The 25,722-nt window shown below is 71.1% G+C and carries 22 protein-coding genes; 1 reads left to right on the top strand and 21 read right to left on the bottom strand.

Annotated elements, in window-relative coordinates; genetic code table 11:
- Nucleotide 1 precedes the first annotated feature (1 nt).
- The 6 genes from rlmN to rpsB all read right to left on the bottom strand — a co-directional run bounded on the left by rlmN (nucleotide 2) and on the right by rpsB (nucleotide 6,105).
- Complete coding sequence (gene rlmN, locus CcI49_RS13260; protein ID WP_076826788.1) at nucleotides 2-1,144, bottom strand: 23S rRNA (adenine(2503)-C(2))-methyltransferase RlmN; 1,143 nt, start codon at nucleotides 1,142-1,144, stop codon at nucleotides 2-4.
- Between the two features lie 140 nt (nucleotides 1,145-1,284).
- The gene (locus CcI49_RS13265) at nucleotides 1,285-2,493 is read right to left on the bottom strand and encodes a phosphatidate cytidylyltransferase (RefSeq protein ID WP_347280116.1); all 1,209 of its coding nucleotides are present in this window, start codon (nucleotides 2,491-2,493) and stop codon (nucleotides 1,285-1,287) included.
- A gap of 152 nt (nucleotides 2,494-2,645) precedes the next feature.
- Nucleotides 2,646-3,203: a ribosome recycling factor gene (gene frr, locus CcI49_RS13270; protein WP_076826792.1), complete on the bottom strand. Its 558-nt coding sequence runs from the start codon at nucleotides 3,201-3,203 to the stop codon at nucleotides 2,646-2,648.
- Entirely contained in the window at nucleotides 3,200-3,997 is a 798-nt protein-coding gene (gene pyrH, locus CcI49_RS13275) for a UMP kinase (RefSeq protein ID WP_006544168.1), read from the bottom strand. Before pyrH ends, frr begins: the two co-directional genes overlap by 4 nt.
- A 312-nt stretch (nucleotides 3,998-4,309) precedes the next feature.
- Nucleotides 4,310-4,924 (bottom strand): translation elongation factor Ts, encoded by a 615-nt coding sequence (locus CcI49_RS13280; RefSeq protein ID WP_054564992.1) that lies wholly within the window; start codon nucleotides 4,922-4,924, stop codon nucleotides 4,310-4,312.
- A 245-nt stretch (nucleotides 4,925-5,169) separates the two neighbouring features.
- Nucleotides 5,170-6,105, bottom strand: a complete 936-nt coding sequence (gene rpsB, locus CcI49_RS13285; RefSeq protein WP_076826794.1) for a 30S ribosomal protein S2 — start codon at nucleotides 6,103-6,105, stop codon at nucleotides 5,170-5,172.
- A gap of 748 nt (nucleotides 6,106-6,853) precedes the next feature.
- On the opposite strand from rpsB, the gene CcI49_RS13290 reads away from it, so the two are divergent.
- The gene (locus CcI49_RS13290; protein ID WP_054564994.1) at nucleotides 6,854-7,435 is read left to right on the top strand and encodes a M23 family metallopeptidase; all 582 of its coding nucleotides are present in this window, start codon (nucleotides 6,854-6,856) and stop codon (nucleotides 7,433-7,435) included.
- Nucleotides 7,436-7,530: 95 nt separating this feature from the next.
- Here CcI49_RS13290 and pip read toward each other — a convergent pair whose 3' ends face one another.
- The 15 genes from pip to CcI49_RS13365 form a co-directional block, all read right to left on the bottom strand.
- Nucleotides 7,531-8,487: a prolyl aminopeptidase gene (gene pip, locus CcI49_RS13295; protein ID WP_076826797.1), complete on the bottom strand. Its 957-nt coding sequence runs from the start codon at nucleotides 8,485-8,487 to the stop codon at nucleotides 7,531-7,533.
- Nucleotides 8,488-8,736: 249 nt separating this feature from the next.
- On the bottom strand, nucleotides 8,737-9,936 hold the full coding sequence (gene dprA / locus CcI49_RS13300) for a DNA-processing protein DprA (RefSeq protein ID WP_054565445.1): 1,200 nt from the start codon (nucleotides 9,934-9,936) through the stop codon (nucleotides 8,737-8,739).
- Nucleotides 9,933-11,486 carry a YifB family Mg chelatase-like AAA ATPase gene (locus CcI49_RS13305; protein WP_076826800.1) on the bottom strand — a complete coding sequence of 518 codons (1,554 nt, stop codon included), beginning with the start codon at nucleotides 11,484-11,486 and terminating at the stop codon, nucleotides 9,933-9,935. The genes dprA and CcI49_RS13305 overlap by 4 nt, the downstream gene beginning before the upstream one ends.
- Nucleotides 11,486-11,842 (bottom strand): YraN family protein, encoded by a 357-nt coding sequence (locus CcI49_RS13310; protein ID WP_054564997.1) that lies wholly within the window; start codon nucleotides 11,840-11,842, stop codon nucleotides 11,486-11,488. The genes CcI49_RS13305 and CcI49_RS13310 overlap by 1 nt, the downstream gene beginning before the upstream one ends.
- Before the next feature lie 249 nt (nucleotides 11,843-12,091).
- Nucleotides 12,092-12,388, bottom strand: a complete 297-nt coding sequence (locus CcI49_RS13315; RefSeq protein WP_006544176.1) for a DUF2469 domain-containing protein — start codon at nucleotides 12,386-12,388, stop codon at nucleotides 12,092-12,094.
- Complete coding sequence (locus CcI49_RS13320; protein ID WP_076826802.1) at nucleotides 12,385-13,107, bottom strand: ribonuclease HII; 723 nt, start codon at nucleotides 13,105-13,107, stop codon at nucleotides 12,385-12,387. The genes CcI49_RS13315 and CcI49_RS13320 overlap by 4 nt, the downstream gene beginning before the upstream one ends.
- 5 nt (nucleotides 13,108-13,112) lie before the next feature.
- The gene (gene lepB, locus CcI49_RS13325; protein ID WP_076826804.1) at nucleotides 13,113-14,468 is read right to left on the bottom strand and encodes a signal peptidase I; all 1,356 of its coding nucleotides are present in this window, start codon (nucleotides 14,466-14,468) and stop codon (nucleotides 13,113-13,115) included.
- Nucleotides 14,469-14,675: 207 nt separating this feature from the next.
- Nucleotides 14,676-15,032 (bottom strand): 50S ribosomal protein L19, encoded by a 357-nt coding sequence (rplS, locus tag CcI49_RS13330; RefSeq protein WP_018640599.1) that lies wholly within the window; start codon nucleotides 15,030-15,032, stop codon nucleotides 14,676-14,678.
- A gap of 433 nt (nucleotides 15,033-15,465) precedes the next feature.
- Nucleotides 15,466-16,245: a tRNA (guanosine(37)-N1)-methyltransferase TrmD gene (trmD, locus tag CcI49_RS13335; RefSeq protein ID WP_054565446.1), complete on the bottom strand. Its 780-nt coding sequence runs from the start codon at nucleotides 16,243-16,245 to the stop codon at nucleotides 15,466-15,468.
- Between the two features lie 87 nt (nucleotides 16,246-16,332).
- Complete coding sequence (gene rimM / locus CcI49_RS13340) at nucleotides 16,333-16,980, bottom strand: ribosome maturation factor RimM (protein WP_076826806.1); 648 nt, start codon at nucleotides 16,978-16,980, stop codon at nucleotides 16,333-16,335.
- 39 nt (nucleotides 16,981-17,019) lie between these two features.
- Entirely contained in the window at nucleotides 17,020-17,253 is a 234-nt protein-coding gene (locus CcI49_RS13345) for an RNA-binding protein (RefSeq protein WP_006544182.1), read from the bottom strand.
- Nucleotides 17,254-17,694 carry a 30S ribosomal protein S16 gene (gene rpsP, locus CcI49_RS13350; RefSeq protein WP_054565001.1) on the bottom strand — a complete coding sequence of 147 codons (441 nt, stop codon included), beginning with the start codon at nucleotides 17,692-17,694 and terminating at the stop codon, nucleotides 17,254-17,256.
- Between the two features lie 263 nt (nucleotides 17,695-17,957).
- Nucleotides 17,958-19,538 carry a signal recognition particle protein gene (gene ffh / locus CcI49_RS13355; RefSeq protein ID WP_054565447.1) on the bottom strand — a complete coding sequence of 527 codons (1,581 nt, stop codon included), beginning with the start codon at nucleotides 19,536-19,538 and terminating at the stop codon, nucleotides 17,958-17,960.
- A 505-nt stretch (nucleotides 19,539-20,043) separates the two neighbouring features.
- On the bottom strand, nucleotides 20,044-21,357 hold the full coding sequence (gene ftsY, locus CcI49_RS13360; RefSeq protein WP_054565002.1) for a signal recognition particle-docking protein FtsY: 1,314 nt from the start codon (nucleotides 21,355-21,357) through the stop codon (nucleotides 20,044-20,046).
- Nucleotides 21,358-21,572: 215 nt separating this feature from the next.
- Nucleotides 21,573-25,376 (bottom strand): AAA family ATPase, encoded by a 3,804-nt coding sequence (locus tag CcI49_RS13365; RefSeq protein WP_076826808.1) that lies wholly within the window; start codon nucleotides 25,374-25,376, stop codon nucleotides 21,573-21,575.
- Nucleotides 25,377-25,722: the final 346 nt, after the last annotated feature.

The raw sequence follows: 25,722 nt of genomic DNA on the forward strand, positions 1-25,722 counted from the left end.
GCTAGCGCCCCGTCCGCCGACGGGCCGGCGGTTCGGCCGCGAGCTGGCCGCACGCGGCGGCGATCTCCCGGCCGCGGGTGTCGCGCACTGTCGCCGTGACGCCCCGGGCTCGCAGTCGATCCACGAAGACCCGCTGGCCGCGGGGGGCGCTCGCCTGCCAGGACGAGCCGTCCGTCGGGTTGAGCGGGATCAGGTTCACATGTGCCAGCTGGCCGGCGAGCAGGGCGCCGAGGGCGTCCGCCCGCTCGGGAGAGTCGTTGACGCCGTCGATCAGCGCGTATTCGATGCTCACCCGCCGGCCGGTGATGCGGGCGTAGTCCCAGGCAGCCTCGAGGACCTCGGCCACGGGCCACCGCGTGTTGATCGGAACGAGCTCGTTGCGCAGCTCGTCGTCCGGTGCGTGCAGCGAGAGCGCGAGCGTCACCGGAAGCCCCTCACCGGCCAGCCGGCGGATCCCCGGCACCWGGCCCACCGTGCTCACCGTCAGGCTCCGCGCCGAGAGACCGAGACCGTCCGGCGTGGGCTCGACGAGCCGCCGCAGCGCGGCGAGCAGGGCGTTGTAGTTCGCCAACGGCTCGCCCATGCCCATGAACACCACGTTGGACAACCTGCCGGGCCCACCGGGCAGGCCGCCCCGAGTCATCGTGCGAGCCGCGTCCACCACCTGTTCGACGATCTCGGCCGTCGAGAGGTTGCGGGTGAGACCACCCTGGCCCGTCGCGCAGAAGGGACAGGCCATACCGCAGCCCGCCTGGCTCGAGACACAGACGGTTGTCCGCTGCGGGTATCGCATCAGCACGGACTCGATCTTGGCGCCGTCAACCGTGCGCCAGACGGTCTTGCGGGTCTGGCCACCGTCGCAGTCCGCCGTGGTGGCGGCGGTGAGCAGCCGCGGCAGCAGCGAGTCGACGAGCGTCGCCCGGACCTGCGCGGGCAGGTCGGTCATCGCGGCGGCGTCCTCGGCCCGCAGATGACGGGCGAAGTAGTGCCGGGCGAGCTGGTCGGCCCGGAAGGCCGGCAGGCCAAGCGACTCGGCCACGGCACGCCGTTCGTCGCGGGAGAGGTCCGCGAGGTGACGCGGCGGGCGAGACCGCCCTGCCACCAGTGGCAGGAGGTCTCCGGAATCGGCGGTCGTGGCAGTCATCGCCTGTCCAGTCTGCCAGGCAGTCCGGCGAGACGGCGCCCCGGTGATCCACGAGGCCCGTTCGCCGCCCCGGGTCTGCGCCGGTCAGAACGCGCCCGCGGCCCCGCTGAGCCTCGCCCGGTCAGTCGAGGTCGGCCCGGTCAGCCGAGGAACGCGGTGATGAGCAGCCAGGCCACCGGGGCCGTGCACAGCAGGGAGTCGAGGCGGTCCATGATCCCGCCGTGGCCGGGCAGCAGACTGCCCATGTCCTTGATGCCGATGTCCCGCTTGAGCAGCGACTCGCCCAGGTCACCCACAGTCGCGGAACAGGCGGTGGCCACCCCGAGCAGCGCTCCCTGCCAGATCTCGCCGTCCAGCGGCCAGGTCATCAGGACGGCGCCGACGATGACGCAGCCGACGATCGACCCGGCGAAGCCCTCCCACGACTTGCCGGGCGAAACCGACGGAGCCAGCTTGTGACGGCCGCCCGAGAGCACACCTGCCGTGTAGCCGCCGATGTCGCTGGCGACCACCGTGCCGAGGAACGCGATGGTGCGCCAGTGGCCGTCCGGCGCGGAGGTCAGCAGGGTGGCGAAGCCGGCCGGAAAGCCGACGTACGCGGCGGTGAAGGCGCAGGCCGCGAAGTCCCGCAACCGTGCCGCGCTGTTCGCCGTCGTGGGATCGCGCACGCCACGGACGGCGACGGCGGCGAGGATGGTGCCCGCCAGGGCCAGCACGAGTCCGTTCGTACCGGCGCCGTAGGCCGCGACAGGCATCGCGACGGCACCCGCCGCCAGTGGGACCAGCGGGACCGTCATCCCCGCGACGTGCAGCGCACGGACGACCTCGTAGGTCCCGATCGCCACCGCGGCGCTGACCACGCCCACCCAGATCGGGTAGAAGGTGAACAGCGGGACGAGGATCACCGCGCCGAGGACGATCCCCACCGCGATCGCGGCGGGGAGGTCACGGCCGGCCCGGATCACCCGCCGGCCGCTCTTCGCGGTGTTCTTCGCGGGCAGGCCCCCCGCGGCCGGCTGCTGGTCGCCTTCCAACGGCGGCTGGGCTGCCGGCCCGCGGCCCGCCGCATCACCGCCGCGACCGGTACCTGGCCCGACGACCGGGGCGGACGCGAGATCAACGTCCCCGGCCAGCGGTCGGGTGACCCGCTCCGAGCCGGCGGCACCGTTCGAACCGGCGGCACCGTTCGAACCGCCGGCACCGTGCGGACCACCGATGCCGTGCGGACCACCGATGCCGTTCGAGGCATGGCCGCCCGGAGCAGGCCCGTCCGCCGGGACGAAGCCGTGCTGCTCCGTTCGGAGACCGTCCCGTCCCGGGTCGTCAGGCGTGTCGGCGCGGTCAGTCACAGCCGTGTCCTCGGGCGGCATTCCCAGGGCCGGGATACTCACCGCTCCGCCCATCCCATCCGTTCCTACCGGCACGCCCGGCACGCCACCCCTGGATGGTCCGAGGTGGCGGATGGGCACGGTGCCGCATATGGCTGAACGCTGCTCGGGGGTCAGACCGAGAGCAGGTCCGACTCCTTGACGCGGAGAAGTTCATCGACCTGCGCGACGTACCGGTGGGTCGCCTCGTCGAGATCCTTCTCGCCACGCCGGCCCTCGTCCTCGCCGGCGTCACCGTCACGGACGATACGGTCGATGGCGTCCTTGGCGTGGCGCCGGATGTTGYGGATGCTGACCCGGGCCTCCTCGGCCTTGGTGCGGGCCACCTTCACCAGCTCACGGCGGCGCTGTTCGGAGAGCTCCGGAAAGACGCAGCGGATGATCGCACCGTCGTTGCTCGGGTTCACCCCGAGGTCCGAGTCCCGGACGGCCTTCTCCACCGCACCCAGCGACGACTTGTCGTAGGGGGTGATGATGACCATGCGCGGCTCGGGGATGTGGAACGAGGCGAGCTGCTGGACAGGGGTCGGCGCACCGTAGTAGTCAACGAGGACCTTCCCGAAGACCGCCGGGGTGATGCGGCCGGTCCGGATGTTCCCGAAGTCCTCCTTGGCGACCGAGACTGCCTTGTCCATCTTCTCCTCGGCCTCGAGGAGCGTGTCGTCGATCACCGCGTACCTTCCGTTCCGTACGTTTCGACACCGACCAACGTGCCGATCTTCTCACCCCGGACAGCCCGGGAGATGTTCCCCTCGGTGAGGAGATCGAAGACGACGATCGGCAGGTCGTTGTCCATGCACAGGCTGATCGCGGTCGCGTCCATCACTTTCAGGCCGCGCGCGAGAACCTCACCGTAAGTGAGGGTGTCGAACCGAACGGCGGCGGGATTCGTCGCAGGGTCGGAGTCGTAGACCCCGTCGACCTTCGTCGCCTTGAGCACCGCCTGGGCCTTGACCTCCAGCGCCCGCTGGGCGGCCGTGGTGTCAGTCGAGAAGAAAGGCGCCCCCAGACCCGCACCGAAGATCACCACTCGGCCCTTCTCCAGATGGCGGATCGCCCGCAGGGGAAGGTAGGGCTCGGCGACCTGGCCCATGGCGATCGCCGTCTGCACCCGCGTCACGATGCCTTCCCGCTCGAGGACGTCCTGCAGCGCGAGGCAGTTGATCACCGTTCCGAGCATGCCCATGTAGTCGGCCCGGGCGCGGTCCATCCCACGCTCGGCCAGGGCCTGCCCGCGGAACATGTTTCCCGCGCCGACGACGATGGCGACCTCGATACCCGACCGGCTCACCCCGGCGATCTGGCGTGCGATCGTCGAAAGGGTGACGGGGTCGATCCCCAGCGGCTCCCCGCCGGCGAACGCCTCACCGGAGAGCTTCAGCAGCACCCGGGTCCATCGCGGCTGGGTGTCAGTGCGGTCTCCAGAGTCGACTGCACCCACGGCGTTGTAGGCGTCATCGGTCACGGGGAGGCTCCTTCGCCGTTAGCCGGGATCATCGGCCTGGGACGTTCATGCTGACTGCAGTCTGCCGCACGACTCAGGCACGGCTGCCCGTGGGGCCGCGTGGCGCGTCGACGAGCGCGAACTGTGGCCGGCCCCGGATCGGGCCGGTGCAGATCGCGCCGCCAAACGTCACCGTGTGCCGTGTGATGCCCGCGAACGCGAGGGGCCGCAGAGGCGAAGGACCGCAAACCGACGTCGGCCGGACATCCGCAGAGGGTTCATCCCCTGCCAGATGCCCGGCCGTCTCTCCCCACCGGCGTGGCGAGCGCCTACTCAGGCCTGCCGCACGTTGAACCGCGCGAACCGGCCCACCTCGATCTTCTCACCGAGTGAGGAGCCCGCCTGCTCCAGCAGGGCACGGATGGTGATCTTGCCATCCTTCACCCAGGGCTGGTCGAGCAGCACCGCGCTCTTGATGTAGCCGTTGACCTTGCCCTCGACGATCTTCGGGATGGCGTTCTCGTTCTTGCCCTCTTCGCGGGCCGCCGCCTCGTAGATCTTCCGCTCGGCTTCCAGCACCTCGTTCGGGATCTGCTCCGCGGTCACGTACAGCGGGTCGGCCGCCGCGATGTGCTGAGCGAGGTCACGCGCGAGCTGCTTGAAGTCCTCCGTCTTGGCGACGAAGTCGGTCTCGCAGCGAAGCTCCACGAGGACGCCGAGCGTCGGCGGAAGCTGCGGGTCGGTGCGGTGGAGGTAGGACTCGACAAGCCCGTTCACCGTGCTGCGGCCCGCGCGCTTGGCGACGCCCGCGAGACCCTTCTCCCGCAGCCAGGACTTGGCCTTCTCGAAGTCGCCGTCGTGATCGACAAGCGCCTTCTTGACGTCGCTCATCCCGGCGCCGGTGAGTTCCCGGAGCTTGCGGATGTCGGCGGCTGTGATGTCTGCCATGGTGCTCTTCTCGTCAGTTCCGATTGCTGGCGATGGTCAGCGTTGCTGGAAGTCTCGACGTCGGGACTACGCGACGCCGCCGCACGGGCGCCACCCACTCCGACCGCCGCCGCCAGCGGCGGTCGACGGCCTCCCGGACGGACGCCTACCCCGCCGCCCGGCTGCCGGGCGGCGGGGCTGGAGCAACGTCTCACGGCGGTACGCGCAGACCACCGGGAGACGTCGCGAGGTCGGGTCTGGCTTTGTCAGACGGCGGTGCCGACCGCATCCGGCTGGGGCTGCTCCTGCTGCTCCTCCTGCTGGCCCTCGGCGGCCGTGGGCTCACTCGCCGCCGCGGAAGCGGCCGCAGCCGGCTCGGCCGCAGCGGGCTCGGCCACGACGGGCTCGGCCGCGGCGGGAGCGGCGTCGCCGCGCAGCAGCGCCTGCTCCCACTCGGCCAGCGGCTCCTCACCCGTGGACTGCTCGGGCTTCGCCTCGGCGTTGCTCGACGCGCCGGCGCGTGACATCAGGCCCTCGGCCACCGCGTCCGCGACGACCCGGGTGAGCAGGGCAGCGCTGCGGATCGCGTCGTCGTTGCCCGGAATCGGGTAGTCGACCTCGTCCGGGTCGCAGTTGGTGTCCAGGATCGCCACGACCGGGATACCCAGCTTGCGGGCCTCACCGACGGCGATGTGCTCCTTCTTGGTGTCAACGACCCAGACCGCACTCGGCACCCGGCTCATGTCACGGATACCGCCGAGGGTGCGCTCGAGCTTCGCCTTCTCCCGGGTCAGCACGAGCTGTTCCTTCTTCGTGCGGACCTCGGTGCCACCGGTCAGCTCGATCTCCTCGAGCTCCTTGAGCCGCTGGAGACGCTTGTAGACCGTGGAGAAGTTCGTCAGCATGCCGCCCAGCCAACGCTCCTTGACGAAGGGCATGCCGACCCGCAGGGCCTGCTCCTCGATCGCCTCCTGCGCCTGCTTCTTCGTCCCGATGAACAGAACGGTCCCACCGTGGGCGACCGTCTCCTTGACGAAGTCGTAGGCCCGGTCGATGTAGGACAGGGTCTGCTGGAGGTCGATGATGTAGATGCCGTTGCGCTCGGTGAAGATGTAGCGCTTCATCTTCGGGTTCCAGCGCTTCGTCTGGTGCCCGAAGTGGACGCCGCTCTCCAGGAGCTGCTTCATGGTGACGACGGCCATGACTGGCGTCGCTCCCTTCTCGCCCGGCACGTTGACCGGGACGCCTCGGTTGTGACGGCCCCGGCGAGAGCCGGAGACCCCTGACGCCCGACTGGCCGTGGCCGCCGCGGGGCGGCGGACCGAGGAGGCCCTCCCGGTCGTGACCGGGAGCAGGCGTGCGAACTGAGCCCACCGAAATGGTCGGAGACCGGCTGCTGCCGGCCGCCGACCACCGCCAATGGGGCCCACGGCGCCACAGACGGCCCAGCCGGGCGGCCGGGACACCAACAACGCCGAGGCGACCTCGGCAGATGGACTCCCGCCAATGATACCCGGCCTCCGTGACCGCTCCCTGACCGAGGCCCGGGGCCGCCCGCCCGGAGGGACGGCCGCGGAGCTGCTGGTCGGACGGCCCGCCAGCCCGGCAACCGCGGCAAGCGCGCTACCGAACCCGGAAGCTCGGCGCGACGCTCCGGATCGGCGGCCTCTGCCGGGCGAAACCGAAGAGGTCACACAGAGACTCGGCGCGACCCCTTTCGTTTTCGTTTATCCACAACAGACTTCATTAGCCACCGTTTGATGGCGGATTCGTGCACCCTTGTGTTGCTGGCCAAACCGGGCGCCCCCGCCGGCCAGCAGAGCGGCGGTCGGAACCGACCCGAAGGGCCCGACCGCCGCTCATCCATCGGGGCCGCTCCGCCACAAGGCACCAGGGCGGCTCCACCACAAGGACAGTTCGTCGTGTCTGCCGATCCGGAGGCGAACCGCTGTGTCCCACCCACCGCGCCTCGACCCGGCCGTGCTGGTCATCCCGCTGCTCGCGCTGATGATCGCGCTCGTCTGCCCAGGGCGGGTGCCGATCCGGGCATCCGTCAGCACCCCGGTCCCGAGCCAGCCGGCAGTAACCGCGCCGGTGCGATCCGAGCCGGCCGGCGACGCCGCCGGGTGGACCTGGCCACTGCCAGGCGCCGTCACGGTGGCGCGGGCGTTTCAGGCACCTGAGCACCCTTTCGGCCCAGGGCACCGTGGGGTCGATCTGAGTTCCCCGCCGGGCAGCCCGGTCGCAGCCGCCCGCTCCGGGGTCGTCGGCTTCGCGGGCTGGGTCGGCGACCGGTGGGTCGTCACCGTCGTGCACGGCTCGCTGCGCACCACCTACGAACCTGTACGTCCACTCGTGCACGAAGGTGACCAGGTCGCCACGGGAGAGCAGATCGGGCTCCTCGAAGCGGGGCATTCCGGCTGCCCGACCGCGGCCTGCCTGCACTGGGGGCTTCTACGCGGCGCGGAATACCTCAACCCGCTCGCCTTCTTCCACCGGATCCGCCCCCGGCTGCTCCCACTGCTCGGATAGCCCTGCGCAAATGTTCGGCGGAATTGCGCTGACTCCGGTCAGGAACATGCACGCTGCCCCGGCCCGCGCCGTACCGAGACTGGAGGTCACACCGGTCATCCCGGAGCGAATCTGGTGAGGGCACGGTGAATCTGGCTGCGCATGGTGTCGCTGCCCGTGTGGCCGGCGTCGGTGACGGGGACGAGTTCCGCGCCGGGCCAGGCGCCAGCAAGCTCCCACGCGGTCTGGAAGGTGCTGCCCAGGTCATGGCGACCGTGGATCAACACCCCGGGTATTCCTGCCAGACGCCCTGCATTACGCAGCAGGACGTCCTCCTCCAGCCAGGCGCCGTGGGCGAAGTAGTGCGCGCAGATGCGGACGAGCGCGAGGCGGGCTGCCAGCGGACGACCGCTGTAGGCGTTCCGCCGTCCGTTCGGCTCCAGGGAGATGACCGCGTCCTCCCAGGCACACCACGCCTCGGCAGCCCGTGCCCGCACCTGCGGGTCGGGATCTTCCATCAGGCACGCGTAGGCCTTGACCAGATCACCCTCACCGCCAGCCCCGGACGTGGCGGAACGGAACCGCTCCCACTCCTGCGGGAAGAACCTCGCCACCCCGCGGTACAGCCAGTCGATCTCCGCACGCCGCGTCATGGTGACTCCGGGGATGACGATCTCCGAGACCCGGCCCGGATGCCGCTCGGCGTAGGCGAGCGCCAGCGTCGACCCCCACGATCCTCCGAAGAGCAGCCACTTCTCGACGTTGAGGTGCTCACGGAGCACCTCCATGTCGGCCAGCAGGTGCTCCGTGGTGTTACAACGCATATCGGTAGCCGGATCACTCGCGTGCGGGATGCTACGTCCACAGCCCCGCTGATCGAAGAGCACCACTCGGAATCGGTCGAGGTGAGGAAACCGACGGGCGCCTACCGAGCAACCCGATCCGGGCCCACCGTGAACGACGAGCGCAGGCTTCCCCTGCGGGTTACCGCAGACCTCCCAGTAGACGAAGTTACCGTCACCGACCGGGATCATGCCTTTCTCGTGTGGTTCAACCGGAGGACTGGTTTCCATACTTTTCACCCCTAGCGCGAAGGGCGTCGGTTCAATTCGCTTCTGGGCGCCATCAGATCGCTGGATGTAATGATATCGATGCCGATAACGGTCGTTGCGCGCTCGGCGATCTGGCCGACGGCATCCACACGGCCGCCGAGCTCATATCCCCTGACTGATCGAGCGGCTCCACAGCCTGCCGGCTACTCGACGGCCAGCTTCGAGCTGCTGCCGGGCAGGACCCGAGAGCCCCAGCCGCCAGGCAGCCGTTCACGATTTGCGGGCAGCCCTGCCACCACCCGCCTGAGAGGATGATCTTCCCAGCGCCGTCAGCCGGTAGCCCGCCGGGGTCGCCTCGACCAGACCCTCCACGGCCAGCGGCCCGAGCAGTGCCAGCACCGTTCCGGGAGGACAGTCGACCCGGCGGGCAAGTGCCGCCACTCCGATGGCCGAACGGGCTGGCATCACGTCCAGCAGCTGCAGGACGAGGTCCGCTAGGCCGTCACGGGCTCGCGTCGGGCCGCTCGGTCGGGGCGCCAGCTCACCGATCTCGCCGATCTCCTCACAGACCTCGCCCGCGCAGGTGACCAGCGCCGTCTCTTCGCGCTGATCACGCAGCAACCGGTGGCAGCCAGCACTCATCGCGCTGGTGACCGGCCCTGGGACCGCCATCACGGTGCGGCCGAGGCGGCGGGCATGACGGACCGTGTTCAGTGCGCCGCTGCGCACACCCGCCTCCACGAGTACCGTGCCCGCACCAAGCGCCGCGATGATCCTGTTCCGGGTCAGGAAGCGGCGCCGGTAGGGCGGGCTCCCCGGGGGAGTCTCGCTGAGTACCAGACCGGAGGCCGCGATCTCGTCAAGCAGGTCGGCGTGGGCAGCCGGGTAGGGCACGTCGACGCCACCCGCCAGGACCGCGATCGTCGATCCCCCGGCGGCGAGCGCACCGCGATGCGCGGCCGCGTCGACGCCGAACGCAGCTCCGGACACGATGGTCCAGCCGCGTTCAGCGAGCCCGAAGCCGAGTTCCTGGGCCTGGTGAAGGCCATAGTCCGTGGCCGCGCGACAGCCGACGACCGCCACCGCCCGCCGGGTGATGTCGGCGAGGCCAGCCGTTCCCCGAGCCCAGAGCACGAGGGGCATCCCGTCGTCGCCACTCTTGTCGCCACCGATCCGGTCGAGGACGTCGAGCCCAGCCGGCCAGTCCGGATCGCCCGGGCACAGTGGGCGAGCTCCGACCCGCTCCGCGGCCTCGATATCCTGCCGCGGATCGACACCAGGATGCTGCGCCCTGAGCCGCTCCCACAGGGCCACCTCGCCGACCGCCTGCAACTGCTCGCGCAGTGACGCCCGGGCCGGAGCGGCGATCCGGCTGAGGCCGACGCGCGCAAGTCGACGCGCGTCGACTTCACCACCCGCCACCGGCGCCACCGGAGACGGCCCTGACAGGTGATCCGACGGCCTGCTCATGCCGACCACCCCGGCAGCCGCAGATCGAGGGCGAGGCCGACCTCGGCAGCGCCAGGCCGTTCAACCTCCGCCAGGTCCGCGATCGTCCAGGCGACGCGGAACACCCGGTCCAGCCCACGTGCCGTGAGCAGCCCACGGTCGAACGCACGGTCCGCGAGGCGGGTCGCCTCCGGGAGCAACGGCCACCGATGTCGCCAGGCGGGCCCGGGCACGTCGGAGTTACGGCGCCACGGCGTGCCGGCGAACCTCTTCTCCATCGCGGAACGTGCGCGTGCCACTCGCTCCGCGATCGTCCTGGAGGAGCTCGCGTGCCCTCGGTCCGCTTTCAGCTCCGCCCGGCTCGGCGAGTTCAGCTGGACCTGAATGTCGATCCGGTCCAGCAGTGGGCCTGACAACCGCGCCAGGTAACGCCGACGAACCGTGCTCGGGCAGTCGCAACGGGCGTCCCGCGGGCCGCGGGCACGTGAACAGGGGCACGGGTTCGCCGCCAGGACCAGCAGGAAGCGCGCCGGGAAGCGGGTGGTGGCCCGGGCTCTCGCGACCTCGATCAGGCCGCTCTCCAACGGCTGGCGCAGAGCATCGAGACTGCTACGCCCGAATTCCGGGCTTTCATCGAGAAAGAGCACCCCGTGGTGGGCCTGGCTGGCGAGACCCGGGCGGATGGCCGGGGAGCCGGAGCCGATGAGCGCGGCGGGGGTGGCCGAGTGATGCGGGTTCCGAAACGGTGGCCGGGTGACGAGCGGCCGGCCGACCGGTAGAACGCCCGCCACCGAATGCACGGCCGTGACCTCCAGTGCTGCCCTGAAGTCCAGCGTGGGCAACAGGCCCGGCAGCCGCTCCGCCAGCATCGACTTGCCGGAGCCGGGCGGCCCCAGCATGAACAGGTGATGACCACCCGCGGCGGCCACCTCCACTGCCAGCCGTCCTCGGACCTGCCCCGCGACGTCCGCCAGATCGGGCATCGTCTCCCCTGGATCGGCCGGCTCCCCCGGATCGACCGGCTGCGCGGCGCCTGCCGGGAGGAGCACAGCCGTCGGCCGGCCACGCAGCAGCGCCAACACACCTGCGAGGTCGTGCATGGGCTCGATGACGGCATCGGGAACCAGCGAGGCCTCCGCGGCGTTCGCGACGGGCACAACAATCCGCTCCAGGCCTGCCTCAACGGCGGCCAGAACGGCGGGGAGTACGCCTCGCACCGGGCGGAGCCTGCCGTCGAGCGCGAGTTCCCCGATCAGGATGCGGCTCGCCAGTGCGCCCGAGGGCACGGCCCCGGCCGCGCCCAGAATGGCAGCGGCCATCGCGAGATCGAATCCGCTGCCGGACTTTGGAAGGGTCGCCGGGAACAGCCCAACTGTGATCTTCTGATCCGGCCAGTGCTCGCGGGAGTTCACCACCGCGGCTCGCACCCTGTCCCGCGCCTCGTGCAGGGCCGCGTCCGGAAGGCCGATCAGCGTGAAGCCCGGCAGGCCGCGCCCCAGATCGGCCTCGACCTCCACGAGGCGCCCTTCGATACCGACCACCGCGACGGCCAGGGAGCGGGCGAGAGCCATCAGAAGGCTCCCCGGCGGTGCTCGACCCGGACCGGCCCCTGCTGTTCCCGATAGACCTCGAGAACATCGAATCGCACCACGGCGGGGGGATGGGGATGTTCGGCGAGCCAGCGGACGGCAAGGCGCCGGATACGGGCGGCCTTGCGACCGACGACCGCGGCGGCGCCGCTTCCGTAGCCTGACCCGCTACGTGCCTTGACCTCGCAGAAGACAAGAATGTCGCCGTGGCGCGCGACGATATCGATCTCGCCCTCACGACACCGCCAGTTGCGGGCGAGGATCTCCGCGCCCTCGGCGCACAGATGCTCGGCCGCGACATCCTCGCCGAACCGGCCGAACCGCTGACTGACCCGCATCCGAGGCTCCGTCTCACCGGGGGTCGCACGCCCTCCGGTGAGATCAGGTTCCGCGCTCTCGCCCCGCGGAGACGCTTCAATCGGCTCCCTGTGGATAACCAGCTTTCATCCACAGAGCGGCAACGATGTACGGCGCGCCACCGGGCAACCGGCGGACCGGCACCCCTCCACGTCTCAGGTGACCCCGCCGCGCCGGACATACCGGACACGCCGGACGGACCGAGGAATCCAGCGCTCAGGACCTGGCGCTCAGAGCTCGGCCTTGGTCAGTTCCTCGACATTGATGTCCTTGAACGTGACAACTCGAACGTTCTTCACGAAACGAGCGGGCCGGAACATGTCCCACACCCAGGCGTCCCGCAGCGTGAGCTCGAAGAAGACCTCGCCATCCGAGCTGTTACGGATCTCGATCTGATAGTCGTTCGCCAGATAGAACCGCCGCTCGGTCTCGATCACATACGAGAACAGCCCCACCACGTCGCGGTACTCGCGGTAAAGCTGGAGTTCCATCTCGGTCTCGTACTTTTCGAGATCCTCCGCGCTCATGCGCTCTCCGTGGCGCCACGCAGGCTGGTCATAGCAACTCTTTCCTCCAGCCGCAGCAATCTTGTTTTCCCCGCCAGCCCCGCCTGGGCGGCGACGTTGACATATGACAGGCGGTGCTCGGCGCACGGCCCGTACCGCGCCAACGCGGCGGTGTGCGCCGCGGTGACGTAGCCCTTGTGCTGCGCGAAATCGTACTCGGCGTACTGCTCGTGCAGACAACGCATGATCCGGTCCCTGGTCACCTTGGCCACGACGGACGCCGCGGCGATGCACCCGACAGCCCGGTCTCCCTTGATCACTGCCAGCGACTCCACCCCGAATCCCTCTACCGCGAACCCGTCCGTCAGCACATAGCCCGGCGAGACACCGAGGCGTGCGACAGCCCGACGCATGCCCATGATGTTGGCGACGTGCACGCCGATTTGGTCGATGTCCGCGGCGGGAACGACGACGGTCGCCACCGCCGCGGSGCTGGCCAGCACGTCCGCGTAGACCTCCTCGCGGACGCGCTCGGTGAGCAGCTTCGAGTCGTTGAGACGTGCGAGCCGGCGGGTCCGACCTGGGTGCAGGATCACCGCGGCGACCACCAGCGGCCCCGCGCAGGCGCCCCGGCCTGCTTCGTCCACACCCGCCACCGGTCCGAGGCCGCAGCGGGTCAGCGCCCTCTCGTAGCCGAAAAGGCCGGCGTCGCTACGGACCGTCGTGCCACGCACATCCATGGGGATCAGGGCGAACCACCCACGTCAGGCCGACGGTCAGCGCGTCGCACGCGCGACCGGACAATCCCCCGGCGCGCACGCGCGGACCTCGGCCACAGACCAACCGCCCGTCCGGACCGCCCGGGCCGTCCCAGCCCGGCACGACGACGCCGACGGCCAGGGACCACGAGCGCCAAGGCCGCCACCGGCGCCAGGAGCGCGTCCGCCGACCCCGGCAGGCCCGCCCCGGACGCGACCGGCTCGTGCTCCGCGTTGCCGCGATTCGCGGCGCTGGCCGACGGCACCCCGGAGAAGGTGTCCGGCACCGAAAGGATGCCGAAGCGCCCGAGTGGCCAGACCCGCACAAACGCGCGGCCAATCACCTTGTCCTGCGGCACCGGACCGTTCTGTCGCGAGTCCGATGACCGGGACCTGTGGTCACCCATCAGCCACAGGTCTCCGTCCGGAACCGTGATCGGACCGAACTCCTGGAAATCGTTCTCGTAGACGTAGGGCTCGTCGAGGGCCTTGCCGTTCACCGTCACGCGCCCGGCGTCATCGCAGCAGGCGACGACGTCCCCACCGACTCCGATCACACGTTTGATGAAGTCCTTCTCGCTGGGGGCGCCGAGGCCCAGCAGCTCCTGAACGTTCCGGACGAACCGGCTCAGCCCGCTGCCGGGCTCGCTGACGACCGACTCCCGCTCGAAGCCGGTGCCCTCACCGTTGAACACCACGATCTCGCCGCGGTGCACGTCCTGGAAGTGGTAGATGACCTTGTTCACCAGCACGCGGTCGTCGATGAGCAGCGTCCGTTCCATCGACTCGGACGGAATCCAGAACGCCTGCACGAAGACGGTCTTGATCAGCAGCGCGAGCAGGAAGGCGACGAGTACCAGGATCGGGAGCTCACGTAGGAACGAGCCCCGCCCGCGGTCCCGGCCGGTGTCCGGCCGAGCGACCCGCCGGCCGGTGGCCGGCGAGGCCCCGCTCCCGTGTTCGTCACGCCCGCGCTCCTCGGGCCCGGACGAAGCGCTCGTCTCCGCCTCGTACGCGGCTCCCAGCACGCCGCCGCCGATGCCCGCGTTGACGCCGGCCACGACCGGCTCAAAGGGCTTGACCAGCTCAGCGGGGTCCTTGACCGGCTCGGCGGGATCCACATCGACGGAGTTGACGGGGCCGACGGGTCGCGCGGACCCGTCATCGGCACCGGAACCAAGCCCGGCGGCGGCGGGATCCGGACGCGAACCCGTCACGCCCGGATCCATGCCAGAAACCGCGGGACCCTGGGCGTCACCGTGCGGCCCAGGACCGGCAGACGCCGGATCGCCTTCACCCGAACCGTCGAACGGTTCGGGTGTGCCGCGGTCGGATCCACTCACTGCGCCACCTCGCCAGGTCGGCCGTCATTCGTCATCGGACAGGCAGAGGCCCGCCAAGGCCGCGGTCTGACCGGACCGCAATCGACCGGATCAGCCCACGACCTGACCATCCTGATGCACCGCCCGCGCGGTGGAGTGGTTTGGTGACCGGCCAGTCGCCAGATACCCACCAACCGGAAGGCCTCTGGCGACGGTTCACCGGGAGCTTCAGCGGCCGACCGGCTCGCGCTTCTCCTTGATCTTCGCGGCCTTGCCACGAAGCTGGCGAAGGTAGTAGAGCTTCGCCCGGCGGACGTCACCGCGCGTCACGACCTCGATGCGCGAGACGATGGGGCTGTGGAGCGGAAAGGTCCGCTCGACGCCAACGCCGAAGCTCACCTTGCGAACGGTGAACGTCTCCCGGACACCGCCGCCCTGGCGACGGATCACCACGCCCTGGAAGACCTGGATGCGCTGGCGGTTACCCTCGACCACGCGCACGTGGACCTTCAGCGTGTCGCCCGGCCAGAACTCCGGCACGTCCGTCCTGCGCGACTCGGCGTCGAGGCTGTCCAGGGTGTGCATGGCAGTCGCTTTCCTCAGGGTTGTCACAGGCAAATGCATGAAACGGTCCGCCGGCCACGACCAGCGTTTCGCTGCGGCCTTCCGACCTCCCGGTCACACGGCATCACACCGGCACGTGGCCGGACGAAGCATGCGCCAGGACGGCGAAGCGGCAGAACAGCGGTTACGCCGGATCGGCGGGCCGACCGGGTGCGCCGGATCGGCAGACCGACAAGGCCACCAACCGACAACGTCACGGACCGACCAGGTCAGTTCAACCAGGCCGGCGGGTGACGGGTCAGTGTTGCGTGACACCGTCGGTCAGGAACCAGCGGACACCGCATCCTACTGTGCCACACGAGCGAGGTGTCCGGTCGGCAGGCCCTGTCCAGGCCACCCGCGCCGCCCCCGCCAGGCCGGATCCGTCACCTGCGCGCGTCACGCCGTCACGCCGTCACGCCGTGCTGCCCTCGAGACCGTCGCCGCCGTTCGGCGGGGCACTCCGCGCATTCGGCGCGTTCGCCAGGACCGCCCGGTCAGCCGCGGACAGTTCGATCCGTTCGAGCAGCTCAGGACGTCTGCGCCGGGTACGCAGCAGAGCCTCGTCCCGGCGCCACCGGGCGATGGCCGCATGATCACCGGAGCGGAGGATCGCGGGCACCTCACGCTCCCGCCAGACCGGCGGACGGGTGTACACCGCACCCTCAAGCAGGCCATGCGCGAAGGAGTCGTCGGTGATGGACTCGACGTTGCCGACAACACCGGGAAGCAGCCTCGTCACCGCCTCGACGATCACGAGCGTGGCGGCCTCCCCGCCGGCGAGAACGTAGTCGCCGATGGAGATCTCGTCGTCGGCCCAGGCCTCGACCACCCGGCCGTCGATGCCCTCGTACCGGCCGCAGCAGAAGACCAGCCAGTCCTGCTCCGCGAGTTCGGCCGCATAGCGCTGGGTGAACGGGACGCCCGCAGGCGTCGGAACCACCACGCGAGGACGGCGGGTGGGATCACCACCACTGACGGCCCGCAGCGCCGCATCCCATGGCTCTGGGCGCATGACCATGCCCGGCCCGCCGCCATAGGGAGCGTCGTCGACCGTCCGATGGACGTCATGAGTCCATTGCCGCAGGTCATGGGTGTGGATGTCGACCAGATCCCGGGCGGCCGCACGCCCGACCAGAGCGAGCTCCAGCGGACGCAGGTAGTCCGGGAAGATCGTCAGGACGTCGATGCGCATCCGTCCGCCTTCGTCGGAGAAGGTGCCGTCGGCCGTCGGATCAGGTGCCGTTGGCGCGACGGTGATCCGCCCCACCTCGGCGGCGGATCAGTCGAGGTCGAGCAGGCCAGGTGGCGGGTCGACGACGATGTGGCCTGCCTCCAGGTCAACCGTCGGGACGATCTCCCGGACGAAGGGGATGAGGTGCTCTCCCCCGCCGGCCCTGCTGATCGCCAGCATCTCCCCGGCCGGTGAATGGATCACGTCGATCACGTCGCCGAGCGGCTCGCCCGTGGGCGTCTGCGCCCGCAGGCCGACGAGATCACGGTCCCACCACAGGTCGCCGTCATCGTCGTCGTCGGGTTCCGCCGGTGACCCGGACTCGTCGGAGTCGATGGTCAGCAGGGTGCCCCGCAACGCCTCCGCGGCGTTGCGGTCGCCCACACCGTCGAACCGGACCAGCAACCGGCCGGAATGCCACCGGGAGGTCACGACCCGCAGCATCGGCTGAGTGGACGTCGCCGTCGCGCCGAGCGGCGAGGTCGCGCCCGTACCCGTGCTGCCGTTACCCGTGCCGGAGTCACCCGTGGCGGCGGGGACACCCGCCGCCGTCGCCGAGTCACCCGCGACCTGACGGCCCAGCACGGACCCGGGCGCGAAACGCCGCTCGGGCAGGTCCGTCCGGACGTCGATGGTGACATCACCGCGAACACCATGCGGACGCCCGACCCGCCCGACGATGACGGGCTCACCCATGAGAGGTTGCGGCGCGCCCGTGAACGGAGGAGACGGACATCACCGGTCCACGTCGACAACGTCGATACGCAGACCGCGACCGCCCACACCGCCCATCACGGTACGCAGCGCCCGGGCTGTCCGGCCACGGCGACCGATCACCTTGCCGAGGTCGTCGGGATGCACCCGCACCTCCAGCGTCCGGCCGCGCCGGTTACTCGACAGATCGACCCGCACATCGTCGGGATAGTCGACGATGCCGCGGACGAGGTGTTCGAGAGCCGCCTCGAGCACCTACTGCCCCGCGACCGGCTCTGCGGACGCCGTCTCGGCGTCGTCGGCGGCAGCCGACTTCTTCGCCTTCTTCGGGGTCGTCGCCGGCTTGTCCGCCGCGTCGGCGGCCGCACGGGCAGCCTCCTGGAAGACCTCGCGCTTGTCGGCCTTCGGCGCCGGGAACCTCATCGGCGGAGGCGCCGGCAGGCCCTTGAACTTCTGCCAGTCGCCAGTCACCTTGAGGATCGCCAGCACCGGCTCCGTCGGCTGCGCGCCGACCGAGAGCCAGTGGCCGACGCGCTCCGCGTCGACCTTGATGATGCTCGGGTCCGACTTGGGGTGGTACTGCCCGATGGCCTCGATGACCCGGCCGTCCCGCTTGGTACGGGCGTCGGCGACGACGATGCGGTAGTGCGGCTCGCGCATCTTGCCGAGGCGCTGAAGTTTGATCTTTGTTGCCACGGTGGTCGAACGGCTCCAGACATATCGATGACCACCAGAGCTACACGGGCACCCGTGACACCCCGATGGCGGGAGAACACCGCCGACGACAGACCACCCTGGCACTCCCCCAGAACTCCGGGGAACACGCCCGATGGCGGCCACGCCGACGCCGGCAGGCAACGCCGGTATGACCTTACAGTCTGCCAGATCACCTGCCGGGACCGCGCCCGGGGAGTCGGGAGCGTTCCCGATCGACCCCGGCCACCGCGCCCCGATCGGTGTCAGCGGCCTGAACGGGGGCGCCGCGGCGGGGTCCCCTTGCCGCCAGAACCGTTGCCGCCGAGGCCGCTCTGCTGAATCAGAGCCGAGAGGTCCGGCATGCCCTCGGGCCCCGGGGCCATGCCCGGACCGAGCGCGGGCGGCCCGTCCTGCCCGGTCTTGCGATCCTGCGACTGCGCGGCCCGGGCCGCCGGGTTTCCGCTGCGGCGCGCGCCTTTGCCCTTCTTCGGCGCCTTGCGGGCCTGCGCGGCCTTCCCCCGGCCCAGGCCGGGAATCAACCCGGACCCGCCGGCCATCTGCTTCATCATCTTGCGGGCCTCACCGAAACGGTCCAACAGCTGGTTGACCTCGGTGACGGTGACTCCGGAGCCACGCGCGACACGGGCCTTCCGGGACGCCTGCAGGATCTTCGGGTCGCGCCGCTCGGCCGGGGTCATGGAGCGGATGATCGCGACCACCCGGTCCAGGTCGCGATCGTCCACCTGGGCGAGCTGATCCTTGATCTGCCCCATGCCGGGAAGCATGCCGAGCAGGTTGCCGATCGGGCCCATCTTGCGCACGGTCAGCATCTGCTCGAGGAAGTCCTCGAGGGTGAACTCGGCGGTGGCCATCTTCACGGCCATCGCCTCGGCCTGCTCGACCTCGAACGCCTTCTCGGCCTGCTCGATGAGCGTGAGCACGTCACCCATGCCGAGGATGCGCGACGCCATCCGCTCGGGGTGGAAGACGTCGAAGTCCTCGAGGGACTCGCCGGTGGAGGCGAACATGATCGGCGCGCCGGTCACCCGGGCCACCGACAGCGCGGCGCCACCACGGGCGTCGCCGTCAAGCTTGGTCAGGACGACACCGGAGAAACCGACGCCGTCGGCGAACGCCTGGGCGGTGGAGACCGCGTCCTGACCGATCATGGCGTCGAGCACGAAAAGGATCTCGTCCGGCGAGACCGCGTCCCGGATGTCGGCGGCCTGGCGCATCATCTCCTCGTCGACACCGAGCCGGCCGGCGGTGTCGACGACCACCACGTCGAAGACGTGGCGGCGGGCGTGGGCGAGCGCATCCCGCGCGACCCGGACCGGGTCACCCACACCGTTGCCCGGCTCGGGCGCGAACACCTCGACCCCGGCCCGGCCTCCGACGACCTGGAGCTGGTTCACCGCGTTCGGGCGCTGCAGGTCGGCGGCCACGAGCAGCGGGGTGTGCCCCTGGGCCTTCAGCCACCGGCCGAGCTTGCCGGCGAGGGTCGTCTTACCGGTGCCCTGCAGACCCGCGAGCAGGATCACGGTGGGCGGCGTCTTCGCGAAACGCACCGTGGTGGTGCCGCCACCGAGGATGGCGATGAGCTCCTCGTTGACAATCTTGATGACCTGCTGCGCCGGGTTGAGCGACGCGCTCACCTCGGCGCCGCGCGCCCGCTCCTTGACGGCCGCGACGAAACCGCGGACCACGGGGAGGGCGACATCGGCCTCCAGCAGCGCCACCCGGATCTCTCGGGCGGTGGCGTCGATGTCGGCGTCGGTCAGCCGCCCCCTGCCCCGCAGCGACGTGAAGACCTTGTCGAGGCGGCTGGAAAGGGTGTCGAACACGCGCACACACTCCGAGATCGCAGACGAACCGCAGCCACCAGCGTACGCATCACTCGCTGATCCGGAAGCGGGGGTCGGGACGACAGTCGACGCCGATGTGGACGCCGGCCCTGCCCAGCCGAGCCTGGGCCGGCCCACCAGGCCGGCCCAGCCCGGCGAGGCGTGCCCGCACGGAACCCGGCACGAGGCCGGCCGGCTCCGCCCTCTGCGCTGAGGAGGGCGAGACACCTCGCCGGAGGCTCAAAGCCCGACCGAAACTCCTGGCGGACGCTCGGTGACGACCGAGGCGCTCCTGGTCGAGACTGGGCGCGGCAGTCCGCGGATCCCGACGGATCCGCACACGCGGAAAGCGTAGAGCTGCGACTGGCCGCTGGGAAGGCCGGCGACAACCAAGAATGTGGTCCCTGCGTCCACCGGCAACACATCCACCGGCAGCAGGTCCAACCGGCAGGACGTCCACCGGCAGGGCGTCCGAGGACGACGGGTCCGCCGGCGAGCCGTCAGGTCAGGCCGGCTCGCCCAGCAGTGCGTCGACGAACGCCTCGGCCTCGAACGGCGCGAGATCGTCCGGGCCCTCGCCGAGCCCGATCAGCTTGACCGGCACACCCAGCTCCCGCTGCACCGCGATGACGATGCCCCCCTTGGCCGTCCCGTCCATCTTGGTGAGAACCACACCGGTGATGTCGACGGCCTCGGTGAAGACCCGCGCCTGGGTGAGGGCGTTCTGACCGGTGGTGGAGTCCAGCACCAGCAGGACCTCGTCGACCGGGCTCTGCTTGACCACCACTCTTTTGATCTTGGAGAGCTCGTCCATCAGGCCGACCTTCGTGTGCAGCCGACCGGCGGTGTCGACGAGCACCGTGTCGGCGCCGTCATCGATCCCGCGCTTCACCGCGTCGAACGCGACGGACGCCGGGTCACCGCCCTCCGGGCCACGCACGGTCGTCGCGCCCACCCGACCGCCCCAGGTCTCCAGCTGGTCCGCCGCCGCCGCCCGGAAGGTGTCCGCCGCGCCGAGCACGACGGATCGGCCCTCCGCCACGAGCAGACGGGCGATCTTGCCGCAGGTCGTGGTCTTGCCGGTGCCGTTGACACCCACCACGAGCAGGATGGCCGGCCGGTCCGGCGCACTGGTGCGAAGCGACCGGTCCATGCTCGTGCCCACCTGGGCGAGCAGCTCGTCTCGCAACATCGCGCGCGCGTCGGCCGCCGTGCGAGCGCCGAGCACCTTCGTCCGTTCCCGCAGCGCGTCCACCATCTCCGCCGTGGCGGCCACCCCGACGTCCGCGACGAGCAGCGTCGACTCGACGTCCTCCCAGGCCTCCTCGTCCAGGTTGTCGCCCGAGAGCAGCGCGAGCAGGCCGCGGCCGAGCGCGTTCTGGGAGCGAGCCAGTCGGGCGCGCAGCCGGACGATCCGGCCCATCGCGGGAGCCGGCACCTCCAACGGGGCACGCGGAGAAACAATCTCGGGCTCCGCCGTCACCGCCCCGCCGGCGGCCGGAGCGATCTCCTCCGCCGGCTCGGTCGCCCCGCCCGGCACTCCGGCCTGACCGGCACGTTCCGCCGGCTCAGCCGCGGGTTCGGGACCGCCTGGACGAGCCACCGCAGGCGGTGCGCCCGCAGCGAGGCCCGGCGAGGCGCCGGGTGCGACTTCGGTGACGGAACCGGGCGACGCGGCGCCCGCGTCGAGGCCGCTCGAGTCCGGGCCCGGTCGGATCGGGCCCCGCCGGGTGCGCCCCCGAAGCGCGCTACCTGCGACGAGACCAACGACCCCCACCAGGGCGACGGCGATGAGGACGATGAGGATGACCAGCTCCACGCCACGATCCTTACAGATCGCGGCGCGACCATCGCCCGTCCACCCCCGGCGCTATGGCGAACGGGGTGGCCAGACCGTGGGGTTTCGGGCACCGACGCCGGTGGTGGCGCTGGTGACGGGCGCCGCCGATGGCGTTGATGGCGGCGCTGGTGACGGGCAGCGCCGGTGGCGTTGATGGCAGCGCCGAACGTGCCGAGCCCGGCCGGAGCGGCAGGTCAGGCTGAGGCGCGGGCGCGCAGCCGCTGACTGATCACGGTCGTGATGCCGTCGCCGCGCATCGCCACACCGTAGAGCGCGTCCGCGATCTCCATCGTCCGCTTCTGGTGCGTGATGATGATCAACTGGGACTTCTCCCGCAGGCCCTCGATGGCGTTGAGCAGCCGGCCGAGATTGCGGTCGTCCAGCGCGGCCTCGACCTCGTCCAGGACGTAGAACGGCGACGGCCGCGCCCGGAAGATGGCCAGCAGCAACGCGAGCGCGGTCAGTGACCGTTCACCGCCCGAGAGCAGGGACAGCCGCTTGACCTTCTTGCCGGGCGGTCGGGCCTCGACCTCGATACCGGTCGTCAGCATGTCGTCCGGATCGGTCAGGACAAGCCGGCCGTCACCCCCCGGGAACAGGGTCGCGAAGACGATCTCGAACTCCCGCGCCGTGTCGGCGAACGCGGTGGCGAACACCTCGCGGACGCGGGCGTCCACCTCGTCCACCACAAGCAGCAGGTCACGTCGTGTGCTCTTCAGGTCTTCCAGCTGGGTGGACAGGAACGCGGCGCGTTCCTGCAGCGCGGCGAACTCCTCCAGCGCCAACGGGTTGATCTTCCCCAGTCGGGTGAGCTGCTTCTCCGCCCGCGCCGCCCGCTCGACCTGCTGCGCGCGGTCGAACGGCGTCGCCTCGCCATCGGGCTCGTCCGGAGGCACCGGCACGTCCGGGCCGAACTCGGCGACCAGGTCGTCGGCCTCGACGCCGTGTTCCTCCAGGGCCTTGGCCTCCAGCGTCTCCACCCGCAGGCGCTTCTCCGCTCGGGCCAGTTCCTCGCGGTGAGCGGCGTCACGCAGGCCCGTCAGCTCGGTGGCCCAGCCGCGCACCTGCTCCCGGACAGTGCCCAGGGCCTCCTCGGTCTCGCGCCGGGCGGCCTCGGCGGTCTCCCGCTCCGTGGCGGCGGTGGCCAGCGATCGCTCCAGCGCGTCCAGCGCGGTGTCCGCGGCCGCGGCGAGGGCGGCCGCCGCCGCGGCGTGGCGTTCACGTACCTCTCGGCGGCGAGCGGCAGCCGCCCGCGCCGCCCGCTCGTTCGCCGCCGACCGCATGAGTGCGTCCGCCCGGCCGTGCAGGCCACGCGCGCGCTCCTCACTGGTACGCACGGCCAGCCGGGCCTCGACCTCGGCCGCACGAACGGCGGAGGTCTCGGCGACCAGGCGGTCGCGCTGCTGCGGCGAGCGCTCACCGACGTCCGGTTCGGCGGAGCTCGCCGCGAGCTGCGCCTCCAGCTCCGTCAGGGCGCCGTAGGCCTGGTCTCGGGCGGCCTCCGCCGCGAGCCTGGAACGTTCCAGCCGGCTGATCTCGCCGGCCGCCGTGCCGCGGGTCCGCTCGATCTGGGCGAGGTGCTCCGAAAGCGCGCGATGACGGGCATCGGCCCCGTGCCGCTCGGCGAGCACCGCGTCGATCGCGCCCCGAGCCCGCTCCACCTCCGCCCGGGCCGGGCCGAGCTCCTCACGGGCGGCTTCCCGACGGGCCAGCGCCTCGAGGGACCCGCGGTCCGCCTCGTCCGCGGCGGTCTGGACCTCGAGGACCGAAGGCGGCGTGGCGCTGCCGCCCACCGCCGACCGCCGCCCCGCGACGTCACCGTCCCTGGTGACGACCGTCGCGCGCGGACGACCGGCGAGCACCTGGGCGGCGACGTCCAGATCGTCCGCGACGACCGCGTCGGCGAGAAGTTCCCGCACCGCGGCGTCGAAACGCGGATCCGTGACCGTGACCAGCTCCAGCGCCGGCAGCGAGCCGGCCGGCAGCGGCTCGGCAACACCCGGTCCGCGCCCCAGGTCCGCTGTGTCCGCCGCATCCGCCCCGCGCACTGCGTCCGCTGAACTCGCTACATCCGCTGAATCCGCCGCGACCAGAGCGGCGCGGCCGGCGTCGGCACCGCGCAACCAGCGCAGCGCGGCGAGCGCGTCCTCGGACGTCCCCACGAGCAACGCGTCCGCCACCGGCCCGAGGGCGGCCGCGATCGCCGCCTGAGCACCCGGTGCGACGGTCACAAAGCTGGCGAGACGTCCGATGATCTCGATGGACGAGTCGAGCGGCGGGAGCTCGACGACGATCTCGGCCTCGGCCTCGCCGCGACGCCCGGAGCGGCCCTGGCGCTTCTTCCCACCGCCACGCCCGCCTCGGTTGCCGTCCGCCGACGCGCCCACAGAAGCCGCCGGCTCCCCCGTCGGCGGCGATGGCAGCGACGACAGCGACGGCGGCGGCGGCGACGCCGCCGACCCGGACGTGGACTCGACCGCGGCGCGCAGCAGCGCGGTGGCGCCGTCAGCCGGCGCGAGCGAAAGCTCCAGCGCCTCCCGACGTGCCTGCCAGGAGGCACGATCGCGCTCCGCTGCCCGTTCGGCGTCCCGCAACGCCTCCAGGCGCTCGCTGGCGGCCTCGTGCACGGCGACCGCCTCGCTGTGCCGTTCCCCGAGCTCCTGGCGTGCGGTCTCGATCCGGGCCAGCTCGGTGTCGAGCGCCGCCCGGGACCCGGCCGTCTCCTCGTCCCGCGCGTGGGCCGCCTGCAGGGCCTCGGTCATCCGGATGATGTCGGCCTCGGCGGACGCGGCGCGCGACCGGGCCGCGTCCACCCGGCCGGCGAGTCGGGCGAGCCCCTCCCGGTGGTCCGACGCGGCCTTCGCAGCCGCGAGAAGTGCCTTCTCCTCGTTCGCCACCTGCTCCTCAAGAGAGCCGCGACGGGCCACAACCTCTTCCAGAGTCTCGCGGTCCAGCTCCAGCCGCTCCGTCAGCGCGAGCTCCTGCTCCCGGACCGCCGTCGCCTCCTGCTCCAACTCGTCCGGATCGCGACCGCTGCGGCTTTCCTCCGCGGCGCCGAGCAGCCGTGACCGCTCGGCAGCGAGGGATCTGCTCCCCCGCAACCGCTCCCGGACGGAGGCGAGGCCGTACCAGGTCTCGGCCGCCTGGGCCGCCTGGGGAACCACTTCGGCGAGGCGAGCCTCCAGCTCCGCCTCTCGGCGCTGCCCGTCGGCGAGCACTCGCTCGGTGCGGGCCACCCTGGCTCGCAGTGCCTCCTCGTCCGCCGCGTCGGTGACGACGGACGCCCGAGCCGTGGCGAGGTCGTCGGCGAGCAGGCGCAGCCGCGCGTCCCGCAGGCTCGCCTGGATCACGCCGGCCTTGCGGGCGATCTCCGCCTGGCGGCCCAGCGGGCCGAGCTGCCGCCGCAGCTCGGCGGACAGGTCCGTGAGACGGGTGAGGTTGGCGGCCATCGCCTCGAGCTTGCGAAGCGCCTTTTCCTTGCGTTTGCGGTGTTTGAGGACGCCCGCGGCTTCCTCGATGAACGACCGGCGATCCTCGGGGCGGGCATGGAGGACGGCGTCCAGCTGGCCCTGCCCGACGACGACATGAAGCTCCCGGCCGATGCCGGAGTCACTCATCAGCTCCTGGATGTCCAGAAGGCGGCAGGCCGTACCGTTGATGGTGTATTCGCTCTCGCCGCTGCGGAACATCAGCCGCCCGACGGTGACCTCGGAATACTCGATCGGCAACGCGCCGTCGGTGTTGTCGATGGTCAGTAGCACCTCGGCCCGGCCCAGAGCCGGGCGCGCCGGCGTTCCGGCGAAGATGACGTCGGACATCGTGCCGCCGCGCAGCGCCTTGGCGCCCTGCTCGCCCAGCACCCAGGCGATCGCGTCGACCACGTTGCTCTTACCCGAGCCGTTGGGGCCGACGACACAGGTGATGCCGGGCTCGAGGTGCAAGGTGGTCGAGCTCGCGAACGACTTGAAACCCCGCAGGGTGAGACTTTTTAGATGCACCGGGCTCCGGGCGGCGGACGGAACGAAAAACCGTTACCGGACCGATGGTCCACCGGTCCACGACAAGATCAGTCCAACAACAAGATCATTCCAGGTTGGACCTGCTTATCGTACCGAGCGGCACCCGGAGCCTCGACGCGGCGCCCCCGCGCAAGGACTGTCATCCGGCGACCTGCCCACCGGATGCGACGCCCGTGCCACGCCACGCGTCCGACAGCACGCGTCAGGCACCAGGACAGCGCGCCTGCCAGGCGGGCAACGGGCCTGCCGATGGCAGGGCGAACCGCACCCCGCCTCGACCAACACCTGCCTAATACACCTCAGAACACCACATACAGGGCAACAC

Origin of the sequence: Frankia sp. CcI49 (assembly GCF_001983215.1) — a bacterium.
GTDB classification, from domain to species: Bacteria; Actinomycetota; Actinomycetes; order Frankiales; family Frankiaceae; genus Parafrankia; species Parafrankia irregularis.